Raw genomic sequence first — 17,974 nt, forward strand, 5'->3', positions numbered from 1 at the left:
GGTAGGCATCAAGTGGTAGCACGTCTCGTCATCGCCGCACCGGCCTCCGGCAGCGGCAAGACCACCGTCGCGACGGGCCTGATGGCGGCCTTCGCGGCGGCCGGTCTTGCCGTCTCGCCGCACAAGGTGGGCCCCGACTACATCGACCCGGGCTATCACGCACTGGCCACGGGCCGGCCGGGCCGCAACCTCGACGCGTACATGTGCGGTACGGACCTGATCGCACCGCTCTTCGCGCACGGCGCGCGCGGCTGCGACCTGGCCGTCATCGAGGGCGTGATGGGGCTGTACGACGGCGCGGCAGGAGCCGGTGAACTGGCGTCGACGGCTCAGGTCGCGAAGCTGCTGCGGGCGCCGGTGGTGCTGGTCGTGGACGCGTCGTCGCAGTCGCGGTCGGTGGCGGCGCTGGTGCACGGCTTCGCGTCCTGGGACCCGGAGGTCCGGCTCGGCGGGGTGATCCTCAACAAGGTCGCCACGGACCGCCATGAGGCGCTGCTGCGGGAGGCGCTGGAGGAGTCGGGCGTACCGGTGCTGGGCGTGCTGCGGCGCGCCCCCGCGGTCGCGACGCCCTCCCGGCACCTGGGGCTGGTGCCGGTGGCGGAGCGGCACGCGGATGCGGTGGACGCGGTGGCCGCGCAGGCGGAGCAGGTGCGGTCGGGGTGCGATCTGGAGGGGTTGCTGGCGCTGGCGCGGAGTGCGCCGCCGGTGGGCGCAGAGACGTGGGAGCCCGAGGTCGCTGTCCGGATGCACGCCGGTGACGGGGTCGTGCCCACCGGTCCGGGCCTGCGGAACGACTGCCCACGACGGCCCGTGATCGCCGTGGCCGGAGGGGCCGCGTTCACGTTCTCGTACGCCGAGCACGCGGAGTTGCTGAAGGCCGCCGGCGCGGAGGTCGTCCCGTTCGATCCCCTCCGCGACGAGGAACTGCCCGACGGCACCCGCGGCATCGTCATCGGGGGCGGGTTCCCCGAGATGTACGCCCCCGAGCTGTCCGCCAACTCCCGGCTCCGCAAGGCGGTCGCCGAGCTGGCCAAGGCGGGCGCGCCGGTCGCCGCCGAGTGCGCCGGGCTGCTGTATCTGGCGCGTTCACTGGACGGGAAGCCCATGTGCGGGGTACTGGACGCCGACGCGCGGATGTCGCAGCGGCTCACCCTCGGCTACCGGGACGCGGTCGCCGTGAGCGACAGCGTGCTGGCCGCGGCGGGGACCCGGATGCGCGGGCACGAGTTCCACCGCACGGTACTGGAGCCGGGTGCGGGCCCGAGCCCGGCCTGGGGGCTGCGGCAGCCGGAGCGACGTGTGGAGGGCTTCGTACAGCAGGGTGTGCACGCGAGTTATGTGCACACGCACTGGGCGGCCGTGCCCGACACGGCGAGTCGCCTCGTGCGGCGGTGCGCGGAATGGTCCGGGCAGGCATGAGGCACGGCCGGGGGCGGGCATGAGGCACGGGCGGCCGTCACTCCGCCAGGCCCGTCACCAGCCAGATGAACGCCACACCCGCGATCGTGCACAGCAGGGTGGAACGGGCGGGATGCTCATGGTGCGCCTCGGGCAGGATCTCGGCGGCGGCGAGGTAGAGCAACGCGCCGCCGAAGAAACCGAGGTAGCTGCCGAGCAGCTCCTGCGGCATCGTGAACAGCAGGGTGGAGGCGGCACCGACCACCGGGGCGAGGGCTCCGGCGAAGAGCATCGCGAGGGCCTTGCGGCGTTCGTTCCCGTAGAGGCTGGCGATCGTGTACGTGTTGAAGCCGTCCGCGAAGTCATGGGTGATGACGGCGAGCGCGACGGTGAGGCCCATGCCGCCGCCCACTTGGAACGCCGCGCCGATGGCGATGCCGTCCATGAGGCTGTGGAGCACCATGGCCGCGGCGGCGGTCATCCCGACCTGCGGTACCCGCTCGTGCCCGCCGTGGCTGTGATGTCCGCCGTTGTACGCCCCGTGCGACGCCTGCCGCGTCGCCAGCAGCCGCTCCACCACGTGGGCGAGGAGAAACCCGCCGACGAAGAGCAGCATGGCCTGCGGTACGGCGAAGATCTCCTCGCCCGCCGCGGCCATCGCCTCCGGCAGCAGATCGAGCCCGGCGGCACCGAGCATCAGCCCACCCGCGAGCCCCAGTACGAGATGGCGCCGGTCGGTGACGCGCTGCGCCGCCCAGCCGCCGAACAGCGTCATCAGGAACGCGCCGAGCGCGACGAACACCGCCATGCGTTCTTGCTAGCCGATGGCACCCCGTCGGCGCTGGGTGCCACGCCATGAGCGGGCTCGTGGTCGGGGTCGGCGCGCGCCGGGGTGCGCCCTTCGAGGAGGTGCTGGGGCTGATCCGCGACGCCCTGGGAGAAACCGGGGAGGGGACCGGGGCGGTCGTCGCGCTGGCGACCCTGGAGACCAAGGCCACCGAGCCGGGCATCGTCCGGGCCGCGGCGGCGCTCGGTGTACCTCTGTGGGCCTACCCGGCGTCGGAGCTGGCCCGAGTCGCGGTGCCGCACCCGTCAGGAGGGACGCGGGAGGCGGTGGGGACTCCCTCGGTGGCGGAGGCCGCGGCGCTCGTGGGCGGGGGCGGGGGCGAACTCCTGGTACCGAAACGTAAGTCACAGCCGCGGGGGCGACCTGCGGGGGTGACCTGTGCGATCGTGCGGCTTGCGGATGCTCCGGTTCCGGAACCGGCATCCGTACGGACTGGATCCTGTCGCGTTGGACATGATCTCGGTCATGAACGTCGGCGGCCCGGTCAGCCGGCACCGGCAACACCCGCAGCACTTGCACCAACCGCAGCACCCGCACCACCGCGCCGACCGCAAGGAGACCGTGTGACTTCCCCGCCCGCACTGCTCATCGCCGCCGACGGCGCCCGGCACGACGCTGCGGCCGCGGCGTTCCTGGTCCTCGTGGAGCAACTGGGCAGCCGCTACCCCGAGATCCCCGTTGCCGGCGGCCTCGTCGGCGCCGACCGCTGGCCGCTCACCGAGGCCGTGGCCGAGCTCGTCGCGGCGGGCGCCGAGCGGCTGGCCACCGTGTCGCTGGCGCTGGTGCCCGGCGGGCGGGCCGAGGAGGGCCTGTCCGAGGCGCTGGCCGCCGCCCGGCAGGACCACCCCGGGCTGTCCCTGGAGAGGGGCCGCGCGCTCGGCCCGCATCCGACACTGCTCGCCGTGCTGGAGCGACGGCTGGACGAGGCGCTGGGCGTGGCGGCCCGTACGCCGAGGGACCGGGCCGAGGTGACCGTACTGCTGGTGGCTCCCGGGTCGGCCGATCCGGAGGCCAACGCCGAGGTGCACCGGGCGGCGCGGCTGCTCTGGGAGGGCCGTGGGTACGCAGGGGTCGAGACGGCCTTCGTGTCGACGGCCGCGCCCGACGTACCGGCCGGACTCGACCGGTGTGTACGGCTCGGGGCGCGCCGGATCGTCGTCCTGCCGTACGTCCTGTTCGACGGTGGTCCTGTGGAGCGGGCTCAGCTGCATGCCGAGGGATGGGCGGCGGCGCATCCGGAGACCGACGTACGGTACGCCGAAGTGATCGGTCCTGCCGAGGAGTTGGCCGACGTGGTCGTGGAACGCTATCGGGAGGCGGTCGCCGTTCCCGTACCGCCACGGGCCCGACACGCGCAGGACGACCATGAACTCGCACGCTGACTCCCACGATCTGCGGCATCACGGGGACGCGGAGGTGAGGGACGGGCGGCTGACCGATCTCGCGGTCAACGTCCGCACGGGCACTCCCCCGGTATGGCTGCTCGAGCACATCGCCGAGTCGCTGACGTCGCTCGCGGCCTACCCGGACGGGCGGGCGGCGCGAGCCGCCGTCGCCGCGCGGCACGGGCTGCCGGTGGAGCGGGTGCTGCTGACGGCGGGCGCGGCGGAGGCGTTCGTACTGCTCGCGCGGGCGCTGCGGGTGCGTCGGCCGGTGGTCGTGCATCCGCAGTTCACCGAGCCGGAGGCGGCGCTGCGGGACGCAGGGCACGCGGTGACGCGGGTCGTGCTGAGGGATGAGGACGGCTTCCGGCTGGATCCGGAGGCCGTGCCCGAGTCGGCGGACCTCGTCGTCATCGGCAACCCGACGAATCCGACGTCGGTCCTCCATCCGGCTGCCGCGATCGCCCGGCTGGCGCGGCCGGGGCGGGTCCTGGTGGTCGACGAGGCCTTCATGGACGCGGTGCCGGGTGAGCCGGAGGCACTGGCGTCGCGGACCGACGTCCCCGGTCTCGTGGTGCTTCGCAGCCTCACCAAGACCTGGGGGCTGGCGGGTCTGCGGATCGGTTACGTGCTCGCCGCGCCGGAGACGATCGCGGAGCTGGAGCGGGCGCAGCCGCTGTGGCCGGTGTCGACGCCGGCGCTCGCCGCGGCGGAGGCGTGCATGTCGCCGCGAGCGCTTGCGGAAGCCGCCGTGGCGGCCGGACGCGTCGCGGCGGACCGGGCGCATCTGCTGGCCGGGCTCGCGGAGTTCGACGAGGTGCGTGCGGTGGAGGCGGCCGAGGGGCCGTTCGTCCTGGTGCGCATCGACCGGGCCGACGAGGTCCGCGACCGCCTGCGCGCCCTCGGCTTCGCGGCCCGCCGCGGCGACACGTTCCCCGGCCTCGACCGCCACTGGCTCCGCCTGGCGGTCCGCGACCGTACGACGACGAACCGCTTCCTCCAAGCCCTCGACCAGGCGCTCACGGTGGTGGGCGCGGGGTGCCTCCGGCGGGGGTGAGGTGACGGTGCGCCCTCTGCCGCAGGCGCGGGGTGCCTCCGGCGGGGGCGAGGTCACGGCGCGCCCGGTGCCGTGGGCGCGGGGTGCCTCCGGCGGGGGCGAGGTGACGGTGCGCCCGGTGCCGTGGGCGCGGGGTGCCTCCGGCGGGGGCGAGGTCACGGCGCGCCCGGTGCCGTGGGCGCGGCCGGTGTGTCCGTCCTCAAGCTCCCCCTACGCCCTGCGGCGTGGGGGGGGACCCCCAGACGGGCTCGGGGTGCGCCGGTGGGTGGTGGGGCGGGGCCCCTCCGGGCTCGACTCCTCGGGACCGGCGTGTTGCCCGGTACCGCGGGAGCAGCCGGTACTTCCGCCGGTCCCTGCGGGGCCGACCCTGCACGGCCCCGCCACGGGTTGTCCGCCGACTGCGGGCTGGTGGGTGGTTTGTACCCACCCGTTCCTCCCCCCAGGACTCCGTCCTTGGGGGGGACCCCATGCGGAACGACTGCCCACAAACCACGTGAACGCTCCCCACCGGGGCGCGCCCCCGCGGGCGCGCACGGCCGGGGGTGCGCAGGGGTCGTGTTCGGGACACCAAAGCGTGATTTGTGGCGCGCGACGAGGACCAGGCCCGTGCGGTACCGGGTGGCGCGCCGTAAATCATGCCGTCCCGGATACGAGCCCCGGAGCGGCCCCGGGACGGCAACCGCCCGGTTCGCGGCACCCCCGACCACCCAAGCCCGTCCGGCGTTTGAGGACGGACATACCGGCCGCGCCCACGGCACCGGGCGCACCGTCAACCACACACCCCGCCGGAGGCACCCCGCACCCACGGCAGAGGGCAACCCCGCAAACCACACCCCCGCCGGAGGCCTCAGTCGCGCGCCCGGCTGCGAGCCAGGACCACCGCACCGCCGCCCGCGACCAGCAGCACGACCGCGCCGCCCGCGAAGTACGGGGTCAGTCCGTTGCCACCGGTCGCCGCGAGGTTCTCGGCGGCGGGCGCGGGGGCGTCGGCAGGGGCGCCGGCGGCGGCCTTCGCCAGGCCGGCGCCGGTCTGGGGCTTCACGTCCGGCTCCACCGTGCGGGGCGTGGGTGACTCACAGTTCGCCGCGGCCAGCGTCACCCTGCCCTCGACCTCCGCGACGTTCAGCTTGAGCGGGTTGACGGACACCTTCAGTTCGAGCGCGGTGGCCGCGGCCGTACGCGAGGTGGTCCGCGTCTTCGACAGGTCGAGGGTGACCTCGCCGACACCGGGTACCTCGACCCGTGTCGTACCGCCCGTCGTCAGCTTGGTCTTCTTGCCGAGGACGGTGACCGCGCCGAGCAGATTCGATTCGGCCACCGGCTTCCTGCCGGCCACGCAGACCGCCTTCGACGTGACCTGTTCGACCTCGATGAGGGAGAGCAACGGCAGTCCGGGGACATGGACCTCGGCACGGGCGAGGTTGGTGTAGCCCTCGGCCCGCTGCCGGTCCGCGGTCGCCTTCGCGGTCGCCGCGTCCGCGCGCAGCAGGCTGAACGGCCTGCCCTGGTCGACACCCTCCACCTGGACGGTCAGCGCGGTCTTCTCGGCGCTCTCGGGGGCCTGGACCTCGTTGAGGGAGACCTTCAGCGGCACCTGGACGGCCCTGTTCAGCAGGGAGACGTCCAGGCCGGTACGGAGCACGACCGCGCTCGCACGCCCGACTCCGCCGCCCGTCGCCCGGGCCGGGGCCGCGAGCACCAGCGGGCCGGCGGCCAGCGCGGTGGCGGCCATGACGGCCGCGGAACGGCGTACGGGCATGCGAAAGGTGTTGCTGTTCACGGTGGTGGAACCCCCACAGAAGAATGGCGTCGCCGGGCCGCCGGCCACAGGGACTCGTGGGCGGCAGCGACTGAGAACACCGGAATCCTTACGCACGGAGAGTGAACTGACAGACACCTGGGGTGAGTTCACTCCAAAGTGGCGTTTCCGCGCCCGTATTCGATTCACGAGGTACGGGCGTTCCCCTAGGTCGCTCCTGGGGTGGGCGTAACAGGCGCACGCCGGTTGACCCGCGGGTGGCGCATGTGAAGGGGTTCAACGAGCGGCAGGAGCCCGGCGTCACGATCCGTCAACCGATGACGCGTCCCCGCAGGATCACCAGGCGCGGCGCCGCCAGTACCCGTACGTCCGCCCGTGGATCGGCCTCGTACACCACCAGGTCCGCCGGCGCCCCCTCCTCGAGGCCCGGCCGGCCCAGCCAGCTCCGCGCCCCCCATGCCGTCGCCGACAGCGCCTCGACCGGCGGAATGCCGGCCTTCACGAGCTCGGCGACCTCCGCCGCGACCAGGCCGTGCGCCAGCGAGCCGCCGGCGTCGGTGCCGACGTAGACGGGGATGCCCGCGTCGTACGCCGAGCGGACGGTGTCGTACCGGCGCGCGTGCAGCCGCCGCATATGGTCCGACCAGCGCGGGAACTTGCTCTCGCCGCCGGCCGCGAGCTGCGGGAACGTGGCGATGTTGACGAGTGTCGGGACGATCGCGACGCCCCGCTCGGCGAACAGCGGAATGGTCTCCTCGGTCAGCCCGGTCGCGTGCTCGATGCAGTCGATGCCCGCCTCGACCAGGTCGCGCAGCGAGTCCTCGGCGAAGCAGTGTGCGGTGACGCGGGCGCCGAGGCGGTGCGCCTCGGCGATGGCCGCCTCGACGGCACCACGCGGCCAGCAGGCGCCCAGGTCGCCCGCCTCGCGGTCGAGCCAGTCGCCCACCAGCTTCACCCAGCCGTCACCGCGCCGCGCCTCCTGTGCCACGTAGGCGACGAGGTCGTCGGGCTCGATCTCATGGGCGTAGTTGCGGATGTAGCGGCGGGTGCGGGCGATGTGCCGGCCTGCTCGGATGATCTTCGGCAGATCTTCGCGGTCGTCGATCCAGCGGGTGTCGGCGGGCGAGCCGGCGTCCCTGATGAGCAGCGTGCCCGCGTCCCGGTCGGTCAGCGCCTGCTTCTCACTGGTCGCCTCGTCCACCGCGCCGTGCGCGTCGAGCCCGACATGACAGTGGGCGTCGACGAGGCCGGGCAGCACCCAGCCCTCGACGGTCTCCGCTTCGGCTGCCGGCCGCCGATACGTGATGCGGCCGCCGACCACCCACAGCTCGTCCCGCACCTCCTGCGGCCCGACGAGCACCCGCCCCTTCACATGCAGCACCACGTGATCGCTCATGACCAGCACTCTACGAGCCCTGCTCCACCCTCGACCGAGGACAGCCGAAGACCGCCGAGAACCGCCGCTTGGTGGCGAAGGCGCTGGCGGCCGACCCGTCGCTGCCGCTGATCGCCGGGGCAGGGGCACTGTCCGCGGAGATGATCCGGGTGAACCACTACGGCACGGACGCGAGCCGTGACGCCGTGCAGTCCTCGCTGGCGGCGCCGGGCGCGGCGCTCGGCTAGTACGGCCACGAGGCGGACCTGGAGGGCGCCCGCCGGGCGGCTGCGGACGCCTGGCAGGAGTGATACCCACGCCCCCTGTCCCGAATCCCGCCGAAAAATAAATAGCGCATTAATTCATGAATGCGGGGAGCTACTTTATCGTGAGTAGCTCCCCGCATTCTTCTGCCCGGTTTCCCCGACCCTAAACAATAAATTTTCAACAGGACCGACCACCCCATTCCGGACGCGTTCCACGTGCGTTACGAGCATGTGACCGACTCCACACCAAAGATCTTTTGTACCGATAACTCCCGGTCAAACAGGGAGAGTTCACCGCAGGATCGCGCCGTGCGCGCGCCCGCGCGATAACACAGAAGGGCGCCTCACCCAACCCCTCCCCTCGATGCAATTTGCGAATTCGCTCGGTAAATTCAATCCGCATGACCACCGCACTGAGCATCGACAGCCCACGCGTGGAGGACGGAGCCGCGATCTGGAGAATCGCCCGCGACTCCAAGGTTCTGGACCTGAACTCCTCGTACAGCTATTTGCTGTGGTGCCGCGACTTCGCCGCGACCTCCGTGGTGGCCCGCGGCACGGACGGTGAACCGATCGCGTTCGTCACCGGATACATCCGGCCGGAGCGCCCGGACACGCTGGTCGTCTGGCAGGTCGCCGTCGACGACGCGCACCGCGGTCGCGGACTGGCCGGCACGCTCCTCGACGCGCTGACCCACCGCGTCGCCGCCGTACACGGCCTCCGCACGATCGAGACGACCGTCACCCCGGACAACACCCCTTCCGACCGGCTCTTCACCTCGTTCGCGGCCCGGCGCGGCGCGTCCCTGGAGCGAGAAGTGCTCTTCGGCGGAGGGCTGTTCCCCGACGACGGGCACCAGCCCGAGGTGCTGTACCGCATCGGCCCGATCACCGGCTGACCTCCCTCCGTCCGATCACCGACCGCCCTCGGCCGGAGTCCGGTCCGGCCTCCGGCCCACCCCCACATCAGGAGTGAAACGCTGTGACCATCACCCCGCCCGCCCTGAGTGTCTTCGAGACCCTGGAGTCGGAGGTGCGCAGCTACTGCCGTGGTTGGCCTGCCGTGTTCGACCGCGCGCAGGGCGCCCGCCTCACCGACGAGGACGGCCACACCTATCTGGACTTCTTCGCCGGCGCAGGATCACTCAACTACGGCCACAACAACCCCGTACTCAAACGCGCGCTGCTGGACTATCTGGAGCGCGACGGCATCACCCATGGCCTGGACATGGCGACGACCGCGAAGCGCGCCTTCCTGGAGTCCTTCCAGAACGTCGTGCTGCGGCCGCGCGATCTGCCGTACAAGGTGATGTTCCCCGGCCCGACCGGCACCAACGCGGTCGAGGCGGCGCTGAAACTCGCCCGCAAGGTGAAGGGCCGCGAGTCGATCGTCTCCTTCACCAACGCCTTCCACGGGATGTCGCTCGGCTCGCTCGCGGTGACCGGCAACGCGTTCAAGCGCGCCGGCGCCGGCATCCCGCTGGTGCACGGCACGCCGATGCCGTTCGACAACTACCTCGACGGGCGGATCCCGGACTTCCTCTGGTTCGAGCGACTGCTGCAGGACCAGGGCTCCGGCCTCAACAAGCCGGCGGCCGTGATCGTCGAGACCGTGCAGGGCGAGGGCGGCATCAACGTGGCCCGCGCCGAGTGGCTGCGGGCGCTCGCCGATCTCTGCCACCGCCAGGACATGCTGCTGATCGTCGACGACATCCAGATGGGCTGCGGCCGCACCGGTGCCTTCTTCTCCTTCGAGGAGGCGGGCATCACCCCGGACATCGTCACCCTGTCGAAGTCCATCAGCGGCTACGGACTGCCCATGTCGCTCTGCCTGTTCAACCCGGAGCTGGACGTCTGGGAGCCGGGCGAGCACAACGGCACGTTCCGCGGCCACAACCCGGCCTTCGTCACCGCGGCCGCCGCGCTGGACGCGTACTGGTCCGACGGCCAGATGGAGAAGCAGACCCTCGCCCGCGGCGAGCAGGTCGAGCAGGCGCTCCTCGCGATCTGCGACGAGAACTCCGCCGACGGTGCCCACTACCGGGGCCGTGGGCTGGTCTGGGGCCTGGAGTTCACCGACAAGGCCCGGGCGGCCGCCGTCTGCGCCCGCGCCTTCGAGCTGGGGCTGCTGCTGGAGACCTCGGGGCCGGAGAGCGAGGTGGTGAAGCTGCTGCCGCCGCTCACCGTGACGCCCGACGAGCTGGACGAGGGGCTGCGCACGCTCGCGCGCGCGGTCCGCGAGACGGCCTGACCTTCCGGCCCGTCCACCGCCAGACGGCCCGACGGCCCGACAGCCCGACAGCCCGTCCGACCGGCTGCCCCGAACCACGTACGTACGAAAGGAAGCGCACCACCGTGATCGTCCGATCGTTCAAGGACATCGAGAACACCGACCGGCACGTCAAGGCGAAGTCCGGCACCTGGGAGAGCAAGCGCATCGTGCTCGCCAAGGAGAAGGCCGGCTTCTCCCTGCACGAGACCGTGCTGTACGCGGGTACGGAGACGTCGATGTGGTACGCGAACCACGTCGAGGCCGTGCTCTGCGTGGAGGGCGAGGCCGAGCTCACGAACGACGAGACCGGCGAGGCGCACTGGATCGAGCCCGGCACGATGTATTTGCTGGACGGCCATGAGCGTCACACCCTGCGCCCCAAGACGGACTTCCGCTGCGTCTGTGTCTTCAACCCGCCCGTCACCGGACGGGAGGACCACGACGAGAACGGCGTCTACCCCCTGCTGACCGAGACCGAGGAGGGCTGACCGTGACCACCGCGCTCACCGATCTCTACCCGACCCGCGGCGCCGCCGAGACGGCCGTCCCTCGCCAGGACCCCGTGGTCTGGTCCCCGCCCGGGGCGCCGGGCCCGATCGCCCCGTCCGCACTCCAGTCGTACGAGCGCGACGGCTTCCTGGCGATCGAGGAGCTGATCACTCCGGACGAGGTCGCGGTCTACCGCGCCGAGCTGGAGCGCCTGATCTCCGACCCGGCGGTACGCGCCGACGAACGCTCGATCGTCGAGCCGAAGTCCCAGGACGTACGGTCGGTGTTCGAAGTACACCGGATCAGCGAGGTCTTCGCGGCGCTGGTGCGCGACGAGCGCGTCGTGGGCAGGGCGCGGCAGATCCTCGGCTCGGACGTGTACGTCCACCAGTCCCGGATCAACGTCAAGCCGGGGTTCGGGGCTTCGGGCTTCTACTGGCACTCGGACTTCGAGACCTGGCATGCCGAGGACGGTCTGCCGCGGATGCGGACCGTGTCGGTGTCGATCGCGCTGACCGAGAACTTCGACACCAACGGCGGGCTGATGATCATGCCCGGCTCGCACCGGACGTTCCTGGGCTGCGCCGGCGAGACGCCGAAGGACAACTACAAGAAGTCGCTGCAGATGCAGGACGCCGGGACGCCGTCGGACGGCGCGCTCACCGCGTTCGCCGACCGCCACGGCATCCGGCTCTTCACCGGCAAGGCGGGCTCGGCCACCTGGTTCGACTGCAACGCGATGCACGGCTCCGGGGACAACATCACCCCGTACCCGCGCAGCAATGTCTTCATCGTCTTCAACAGCGTGGAGAACGCGGCGCAGGAGCCCTTCGCGGCGCCGGTGCCACGGCCCTCGTTCATCGGGGCGCGGGACTTCACTCCGGTGCGGTAGCGGCGGGGTGCGACGGGGCCGGCCACGCGTGCGCGGCCGGCCCCGTTCTTCGTCACGGCGTCGCGGTCTGTTCCTCGAAGATCGCCCGGACAGGACCTGGTGCCGCGACCGGCAATGTTTGCCCGACAGGGCAAAGCTTGCCGGCAGGGGCACTAGTCGGCGAGCGCCGGGTAGTCGATGTACCCCTTGTCGTCACCGCCGAAGAAGGTCGCCATGTCGGGGGTGTTGTACGGTCCGCCCGCCGCGAGCCGGGCCGGCAGGTCCGGGTTGGCGAGGAAGAGCGCGCCGTACGACACGATGTCGGCGGTGCCGTTTTCGACCAGGGCGAGCTCGCCGGGGCCGGTCGGCCCGTCGGTCGCCGGGTTCAGGATGAACGTGCCGGTGAACTGCTTGCGCAGCGCGAGCGTCAGATCCCGCAGGCCCGGCACGTTCTCGACGATGTGCAGGTAGCCGATGCCGAACGGCTCCAGCGCCCGGACCAGCGCGGTGTACGTCGCCTCGGTGTCGGTCTCGGCGATGTCGTTGTACGCGTTGCCGGGCGAGATGCGCAGGCCTGTGCGCTCGGCACCGATGGCCTCCACCACGGCCCGGGTCACCTCGGCCGCGAAGCGGATGCGGTTCTCGACGGAGCCGCCCCACTCGTCGGTGCGCTGGTTGGTGTTGGTGGAGAGGAACTGGTGGATGAGGTAGCCGTTGGCGCCGTGCAGCTCCACGCCGTCGAAGCCCGCCTCGATCGCGTTGCGTGCGGCCTCGGCGTACTCACCGATGGTGGCGCGCACCTCGGCGCCGGTCAGCGCGCGCGGCGGCAGGAAGTCCTTGGGCCCTTCATGGGTGTACAGCTGGCCGGCGGCGGCGACGGCGGACGGTGCGACGCTGAGCAGCTCCTGGTCCGGCCAGATCACGGGGTGCCCGATGCGGCCCGTGTGCATGAGCTGTGCGAAGATCCGGCCGCCCTTCGCGTGGACGGCGTCGGTGACCTTGCGCCAGGCCGCGATCTGCTCCTCGCTGTGCAGGCCCGGGGTGTCGGGGTAGCCCTGACCGATGACGGAGGGCTGGATGCCCTCGGTGACGATCAGGCCGGCCGAGGCGCGCTGTGCGTAGTACTCGACCGTGGAGTCGGTCGGGGTGAGGCCCGGGCCATGGGCGCGACTGCGGGTCATCGGCGCCATGGCGATGCGGTTGGCGAGCCGCGTACCGGAGAGGTCGATCGGGTCGAAGGCAGTGGTCATGATGGCTCCCGGGACAGACATGATTGGTCGGCCAATTAATGCGACGAGCTCCACAGTAGCGCATCGGTTGGTCGACCAAGGTAATCTGGTCGAAGGGATGTGTGGGAACGTCGGAGACGCCAGGAGACACCCGGAGACGCCCGCGAATTCCCGCCGGAACAGCCAGAGGAGGCCCGATGAAGCCGGAGGCCGACCCCGCCTGTACCTACGACAAGCTGCCGGTGGCCGCCCGCGGCGGCCCGGTCAGCCATGCCGTCTCCCGGGTCGCCCGGCTCCATCGCATCGCCGCGGGCAAGCTGCTCAAGCAGGTCGGGCTCTACCCCGGCCAGGAGATGGTGATGATGCATCTCTGGGACTCGGGGCCCGTACGGCAGTCGGAGCTCATCAAGACGTGCGAGCTCGACCCGTCGACCGTCACCAAGATGCTCCAGCGGCTGGAGCAGTCGGGGCATGTCCGGCGCACCCCCGACCCGGCGGACCGGCGCGCGGTGCTCGTCGAGTCGACCGACACCAGCTGCGCGCTGTTCGCCGATGTACAGCGGGCCTGGAGCGAGCTGGAGGACCATACGCTCGCCGGTCTCGACCCGGCCGAGCGCGCCGAGCTGGGCCGGCTGCTGGCCAAGGTCGAGGAGAATCTCTGCACCGAGTCGGCGGAGTGCCCGCAGGGGCGTTAGACCGTCCGGCGGATCCCGGGCGGCTGCGGCGAGGTGTTCCGCCCCCGCCCCTCCCCCACGCGCTGCGGCGCGGGCCCATCAAGATCCACCGGACAGGGCCTAACGGGACAGGACCTCCAGCGCCCGGTCCACATCGGCTGTGGAGTTGTAGAGGTGGAACGAGGCTCGCAGATTGCCCGCGCGGGCCGAGACGACGACCCCGGCGCGGGCGAGGTCCGGCTGCCGGGCGCCGAGTCCGGGGACGGCGACGATGGCGGAGTCCCCGGGGACGGGCGTGTGGCCGAGTTCCGTCAGCCGCTCCCGGAAGCGGGCCGCGAGGGCGGTGTTGTGGGCGTGGATCGTCCCGACCCCGATCTCCTCCAGCAGCGCGAGCGACTGCTCGGCCGCGTGATAGGCGAGGAACGACGGCGGCTCGTCGTAGCGCCGGGCGGACCGGGCGAACTCCTCGACCGGCCCGTAGGTGCTCCCGGACAGGTCCTCGGCGGCGAACCAGCCCGCATGGACCGGGACCAGTGACTCCTGAGCCTCTTCGGTGACGGTGAGGAACGACGCACCGCGCGGGCAGAGCAGGTACTTGAAGGCGGCGGTGACGGTGTAGTCGTACGCTCCCGCCTCCAGCGGCAGCCAGCCCGCCGCCTGGCTGGCGTCGACGAGGACGCGGGCGCCGTGGGCGGCCGCGGCCGCCCGTACCGCGGGGAGGTCCGCGATCCGCCCGTCCGCCGACTGCACGGCGGACAGCGCCACCAGTGCGGTTCCGGGCCCCACGGCGCCGGCGATCCCGTCGAGCGGTGCGTACCGCACCTTCAGATCGCCGCGGGCCGTGAAGGGCGTGACCACCGAGCTGAACTCCCCCTCGGGGGCGACGACCTCGGCTCCCGAGGGCAGCGAGGCCGCGATGAGCCCGACGTGCACGGCGACCGAGCCGCCGACCGCGACACGCTCCGCGGACACGCCGGCAAGGCCGGCGAAGGAGGCGCGGGCGGCCTCCACGGCCTCGAAGCTGCCCGAGCCTTCCGGGCTGCCGTCCGCGATCTCCTCAACGAGCTTCTTGACGGCTTCGACCGTGCGGCGCGGGAGCAGACCGCAGGTGGAGGTGTTCAGGTACGTCGACGTCGGCGCGAACTCGGCGCCTCCCAGGGTGTCCATGTGACCACCCTGGAGCCGCCGCAACTATCAGTCAATTGCGCATAATTGACTGACACCTCCAAGCAGTTCTTATGCGTGGAGGTCGGGCGGCTCCCGCTGCGGGTGTCAGGCCTGCGGGACCTCGCAGGAACCGTCCGTGTCGCAGACGGCCGCGTCCGCGGAGCCGTCCGTGCCGACCGGGACGAGCGCCCGGCCCTGCCAGGCCTGCTCCAGCGCCTGCGTGAAGACCTCGGCGGGCTGCCCGCCGGACACCCCGTACCGGCGGTCGAGGACGAAGAACGGCACGGCATTCGCCCCGAGCTCGGCGGCCTCACGCTCGTCGGCACGTACGTCATCGGCGTACGCGTCCTCGTCGGCGAGGACAGCGCGGGCCTCGTCCGCGTCGAGCCCGGCCTCCACGGCGAGCCCGACCAGGACCTCCGGGTCGAACACGGACCGCTCCTCGGCGAAGTTCGCCCGGTAGGCGAGGTCCAGCAGCTCGTCCTGGCGGCCGCGGGCCCTGGCCAGGTGAAGCAGCCGGTGGATGTCAAAGGTGTTGCCGTGGTCGCGGCCCTCGGTGCGGTACCCGAGGCCCTCGGCGTGCGCGGTGGAGGCGACGTGCGCCTCCATGGCACGGGCCTCGTCGAGGGTGCGGCCATACTTCTTCGCGAGCATGTCGATCACGGGTGCGGTGTCGCGCTTGGCCCGGTTCGGATCGAGCTCGAAGGAGCGGTGCACCACCTCGACCTCGTCGCGGTGGGCGAAGGCCCCGAGTCCCTTCTCGAAGCGAGCCTTGCCGATGTAGCACCAGGGGCAGGCGATGTCGCTCCAGATCTCGACGCGCATGTGACCGCTTTCTCTCCGGGGTGTCGGACTGAGGACGGAGGGAGCCTCCGCTCAGAGACACAACACGCGCAGCGCCCGGGACATTCCTGGTGCCGCGCGCCGGCCTCACACCCGGTCCGGCCGCCGGCCTCACACGAGGTCCGACAGCCTGTCCCCGACAGCCCGTCCCCGACAGCCGGATCAGGAACCGTCGCGCAGGCCCTCCGGCCAGACGGGCCGGTACTCGATCCGGTCGAAGGTGACGACACAGCCCTCGCCGACCGGGGACTGGGCCATGAAGCCGACGAGCACGGCCTCCGCCTGTTCGCGGGTGCCGAGCGTGAAGATCCGTACGAAGGTCCAGCGCTCGCCGTCCGTCGAGGCATGGAAGGCGAAGGCGCCCCCGGTACGGCTGATCCGCAGCCAGGCGCTGTCGCCGTCCACCACGAAGGAGTTGGCGTCGTCGGAGTGGCCCCTGGTGACGACGGTGCAGATCGTCGGCTTGTCGGGGGACAGCTCCAGGCACAGCTTGGCCCACTCGCGCTCGGCGGCGTGCAGATAGAGCACGCCCGCGTCGAAGGCGGCGCCGAAGCCCACCTTGACCCGCGCGATCAGCTGGAAGTCGCCCTCCGGCGCACCGAGCAGGCGTGGCGCGTCGGAGGCCGGGTCCAAGGCGTCACCCGTGGGCGGCACGAAACGGTCCTGCCGCGCGCCCGCCCAGCCGGTGAGCATCCCGTTCTCGTACGACCAGTCGGCGTCGGGGCCGTACGGGCGTAGCGCGAAGGGGAGTTCGGGCAGCTCCATCTCGTCGGTCACGCGGTCAGCTTTCCAGACCCTCCGCGCGCCCGTCGACCAGACGCGGAAGACCGAGCGGGTTGTCGTCGCGCAGCTCGGGCGGGAGCAGCGCGGGCGGCGCCGACTGGTAGGTGACCGGGCGCAGCCAGCGCTCGATCGCCGTGGCTCCGACCGAGGTCGAGGTGGAGGTGGTGGCCGGGTAGGGGCCGCCGTGGTGCTGGGCGGGGGCGACGGCGACTCCGGTCGGCCAGCCGTCGACGAGGACCCGGCCGGCGAGCGGGGTGAGCGCGGCGAGCAGCCCGGCGCCCTTCCCCCGCGCCTCCTCCTCGGAAAGGTGGAGCGTGGCGGTGAGATTGCCGGGCAGCCGGGACAGTACGGCTTTGATCTCGTCCGCGGCGGCGTACCGGGCGACCACCGTGACGGGCCCGAAGCACTCCTCCAGCAGCAGATCGTGCGGACCTTCGGCGGCCAGCCGCTGCGCCGGTACGGTCAGGAAGCCCGCGCTCACGGTGTGCTCCCCGCCCGCGCCAGGGGTGACGGGCGCGTCGACGCCGTCCAGCGCGGCCCGCTCGGTGACGCCCGCGACAAAGGCGTCCCGCATCCGGTGGTCGAGCATCACGCCGGGCTCGGTGTCGCTCACGGCCGCGGTGAGGGACTTCAGCAGGCGGTCGCCCGCGTCCCCCGCCGGGGCGAGGACGAAGCCGGGCTTGGTGCAGAACTGCCCCTCCCCCAGAGTCATCGAGCCGGCCAGGCCGGCGCCGATCGCCTCGGCCCGCTCGGCGGCCGCGGCCTCGGTGATCACGACCGGGTTGAGGGAGCCGAGTTCGCCGTGGAAGGGGATGGGGGCGGGCCGGGCGGCCGCCGCGTCGAAGAGGGCGCGCCCGCCGCGTACCGAGCCGGTGAAGCCGGCGGCCGCGACCAGCGGGTGGCGTACGAGCTCCAGGCCCGCGTCGAAGCCGTGCACCAGGGCCACGACGTCCTCGGGGAGTCCGACCCGCTGGGCCGCCCTGCGCAGCACGGACGCGCAGAGTTCGGAGGTGGCCGGATGGTCGGGGTGAGCCTTGACGACGACGGGGCAGCCCGCGGCGAGTGCGCTCGCGGTGTCGCCGCCCGGCACCGAGAAGGCGAGCGGGAAGTTGCTCGCGGCGTAGACCGCGACGACGCCGAGCGGGATCTTCCAGCGGCGCAGATCGGGCCACGGCGGGGTGCGTCCGGCGTCCGCGTGGTCGATGCGGATGTCGAGGAAGGCGCCCTCGTCGACGACATCGGCGAAGGACCGCAACTGGGCGGTGGTCCTGGCAAGTTCGCCGGTGAGCCTGGTCGGCCCGAGGGCGGTCTCGGCGTCGGCGGCCTCGATGACGTACTCGCCCGCCTCGTCGAGGAGGTCCGCGGCGGTACGCAGGAGCGCGGCGCGTACCGTACGGTCGGCGAGTACGGGGCGGGCGGCCTGCGCCGCGCGTACCGCCCGGTCGACCTCCTCGGCCGTGGCCTCGACCGCGACCTGCTCACGCGGCTTCCCGGTTCGGGGGTCCACACTCCAGACTGGTGCTGCTCCCACCGCGGCTTCCTCCCCGAGTTGTTCGGTATTC

At 72.2% G+C, this 17,974-nt stretch carries 16 protein-coding genes and 2 pseudogenes; 10 read left to right on the forward strand and 8 right to left on the reverse strand.

Annotated elements, in window-relative coordinates; translation table 11 throughout:
• The first annotated feature begins 12 nt into the window (after positions 1–12).
• Positions 13–1,419 (forward strand): cobyrinate a,c-diamide synthase, encoded by a 1,407-nt coding sequence (locus ACZ6ZQ_RS21930; RefSeq protein WP_469770180.1) that lies wholly within the window; start codon positions 13–15, stop codon positions 1,417–1,419.
• A gap of 37 nt (positions 1,420–1,456) precedes the next feature.
• Here the strand turns inward: ACZ6ZQ_RS21930 and ACZ6ZQ_RS21935 are convergent, their stop codons facing one another.
• Entirely contained in the window at positions 1,457–2,206 is a 750-nt protein-coding gene (locus tag ACZ6ZQ_RS21935; protein ID WP_469770181.1) for a ZIP family metal transporter, read from the reverse strand.
• A 47-nt stretch (positions 2,207–2,253) separates the two neighbouring features.
• On the opposite strand from ACZ6ZQ_RS21935, the pseudogene ACZ6ZQ_RS21940 reads away from it, so the two are divergent.
• The 3 genes and pseudogenes from ACZ6ZQ_RS21940 to cobC form a co-directional block, all read left to right on the forward strand.
• Positions 2,254–2,619 (forward strand): annotated as a pseudogene (locus ACZ6ZQ_RS21940) (cobalamin biosynthesis protein); the annotation flags it as partial.
• Between the two features lie 189 nt (positions 2,620–2,808).
• Positions 2,809–3,627, forward strand: a complete 819-nt coding sequence (locus ACZ6ZQ_RS21945) for a sirohydrochlorin chelatase (RefSeq protein ID WP_469770272.1) — start codon at positions 2,809–2,811, stop codon at positions 3,625–3,627.
• Entirely contained in the window at positions 3,611–4,684 is a 1,074-nt protein-coding gene (gene cobC, locus ACZ6ZQ_RS21950; protein ID WP_469770182.1) for an Rv2231c family pyridoxal phosphate-dependent protein CobC, read from the forward strand. The genes ACZ6ZQ_RS21945 and cobC overlap by 17 nt, the downstream gene beginning before the upstream one ends.
• Positions 4,685–5,531: 847 nt before the next feature.
• On the opposite strand, the gene ACZ6ZQ_RS21955 is transcribed toward cobC, so the two are convergent.
• Together ACZ6ZQ_RS21955 and ACZ6ZQ_RS21960 are read right to left on the reverse strand one after the other, a co-directional pair.
• Positions 5,532–6,464, reverse strand: a complete 933-nt coding sequence (locus ACZ6ZQ_RS21955) for an SCO1860 family LAETG-anchored protein (protein ID WP_469770183.1) — start codon at positions 6,462–6,464, stop codon at positions 5,532–5,534.
• A gap of 289 nt (positions 6,465–6,753) precedes the next feature.
• Positions 6,754–7,839: an amidohydrolase family protein gene (locus tag ACZ6ZQ_RS21960; RefSeq protein WP_469770184.1), complete on the reverse strand. Its 1,086-nt coding sequence runs from the start codon at positions 7,837–7,839 to the stop codon at positions 6,754–6,756.
• Between the two features lie 65 nt (positions 7,840–7,904).
• On the opposite strand from ACZ6ZQ_RS21960, the pseudogene ACZ6ZQ_RS21965 reads away from it, so the two are divergent.
• The 5 genes and pseudogenes from ACZ6ZQ_RS21965 to thpD form a co-directional block, all read left to right on the forward strand.
• Positions 7,905–8,066 (forward strand): annotated as a pseudogene (locus ACZ6ZQ_RS21965) (alanine--glyoxylate aminotransferase family protein); the annotation flags it as partial.
• A gap of 419 nt (positions 8,067–8,485) precedes the next feature.
• Positions 8,486–8,983: a diaminobutyrate acetyltransferase gene (gene ectA / locus ACZ6ZQ_RS21970; RefSeq protein ID WP_469770185.1), complete on the forward strand. Its 498-nt coding sequence runs from the start codon at positions 8,486–8,488 to the stop codon at positions 8,981–8,983.
• A gap of 83 nt (positions 8,984–9,066) precedes the next feature.
• Entirely contained in the window at positions 9,067–10,335 is a 1,269-nt protein-coding gene (gene ectB, locus ACZ6ZQ_RS21975) for a diaminobutyrate--2-oxoglutarate transaminase (RefSeq protein WP_469770186.1), read from the forward strand.
• A gap of 104 nt (positions 10,336–10,439) precedes the next feature.
• Positions 10,440–10,844, forward strand: a complete 405-nt coding sequence (locus tag ACZ6ZQ_RS21980; protein WP_453668630.1) for an ectoine synthase — start codon at positions 10,440–10,442, stop codon at positions 10,842–10,844.
• Between the two features lie 2 nt (positions 10,845–10,846).
• Entirely contained in the window at positions 10,847–11,737 is an 891-nt protein-coding gene (gene thpD / locus ACZ6ZQ_RS21985) for an ectoine hydroxylase (RefSeq protein WP_469770187.1), read from the forward strand.
• A gap of 152 nt (positions 11,738–11,889) precedes the next feature.
• On the opposite strand, the gene ACZ6ZQ_RS21990 is transcribed toward thpD, so the two are convergent.
• Complete coding sequence (locus ACZ6ZQ_RS21990) at positions 11,890–12,966, reverse strand: alkene reductase (protein ID WP_469770188.1); 1,077 nt, start codon at positions 12,964–12,966, stop codon at positions 11,890–11,892.
• Positions 12,967–13,142: 176 nt separating this feature from the next.
• On the opposite strand from ACZ6ZQ_RS21990, the gene ACZ6ZQ_RS21995 reads away from it, so the two are divergent.
• Positions 13,143–13,640, forward strand: coding sequence for a MarR family winged helix-turn-helix transcriptional regulator (locus ACZ6ZQ_RS21995; protein WP_469770189.1), 498 nt, complete (start codon positions 13,143–13,145; stop codon positions 13,638–13,640).
• A 99-nt stretch (positions 13,641–13,739) separates the two neighbouring features.
• Here the strand turns inward: ACZ6ZQ_RS21995 and ACZ6ZQ_RS22000 are convergent, their stop codons facing one another.
• The 4 genes from ACZ6ZQ_RS22000 to ACZ6ZQ_RS22015 form a co-directional block, all read right to left on the reverse strand.
• Positions 13,740–14,786, reverse strand: a complete 1,047-nt coding sequence (locus tag ACZ6ZQ_RS22000) for an aminotransferase class V-fold PLP-dependent enzyme (protein ID WP_469770190.1) — start codon at positions 14,784–14,786, stop codon at positions 13,740–13,742.
• A gap of 105 nt (positions 14,787–14,891) precedes the next feature.
• Positions 14,892–15,611, reverse strand: coding sequence for a DsbA family oxidoreductase (locus ACZ6ZQ_RS22005; protein WP_469770191.1), 720 nt, complete (start codon positions 15,609–15,611; stop codon positions 14,892–14,894).
• A 180-nt stretch (positions 15,612–15,791) separates the two neighbouring features.
• Complete coding sequence (locus ACZ6ZQ_RS22010) at positions 15,792–16,394, reverse strand: DUF1349 domain-containing protein (RefSeq protein WP_469770273.1); 603 nt, start codon at positions 16,392–16,394, stop codon at positions 15,792–15,794.
• Between the two features lie 16 nt (positions 16,395–16,410).
• Positions 16,411–17,943 carry an aldehyde dehydrogenase (NADP(+)) gene (locus tag ACZ6ZQ_RS22015; protein ID WP_469770192.1) on the reverse strand — a complete coding sequence of 511 codons (1,533 nt, stop codon included), beginning with the start codon at positions 17,941–17,943 and terminating at the stop codon, positions 16,411–16,413.
• Between the last annotated feature and the right edge of the window lie 31 nt (positions 17,944–17,974).

Source organism: Streptomyces sp. NPDC053673 (assembly GCF_055585225.1).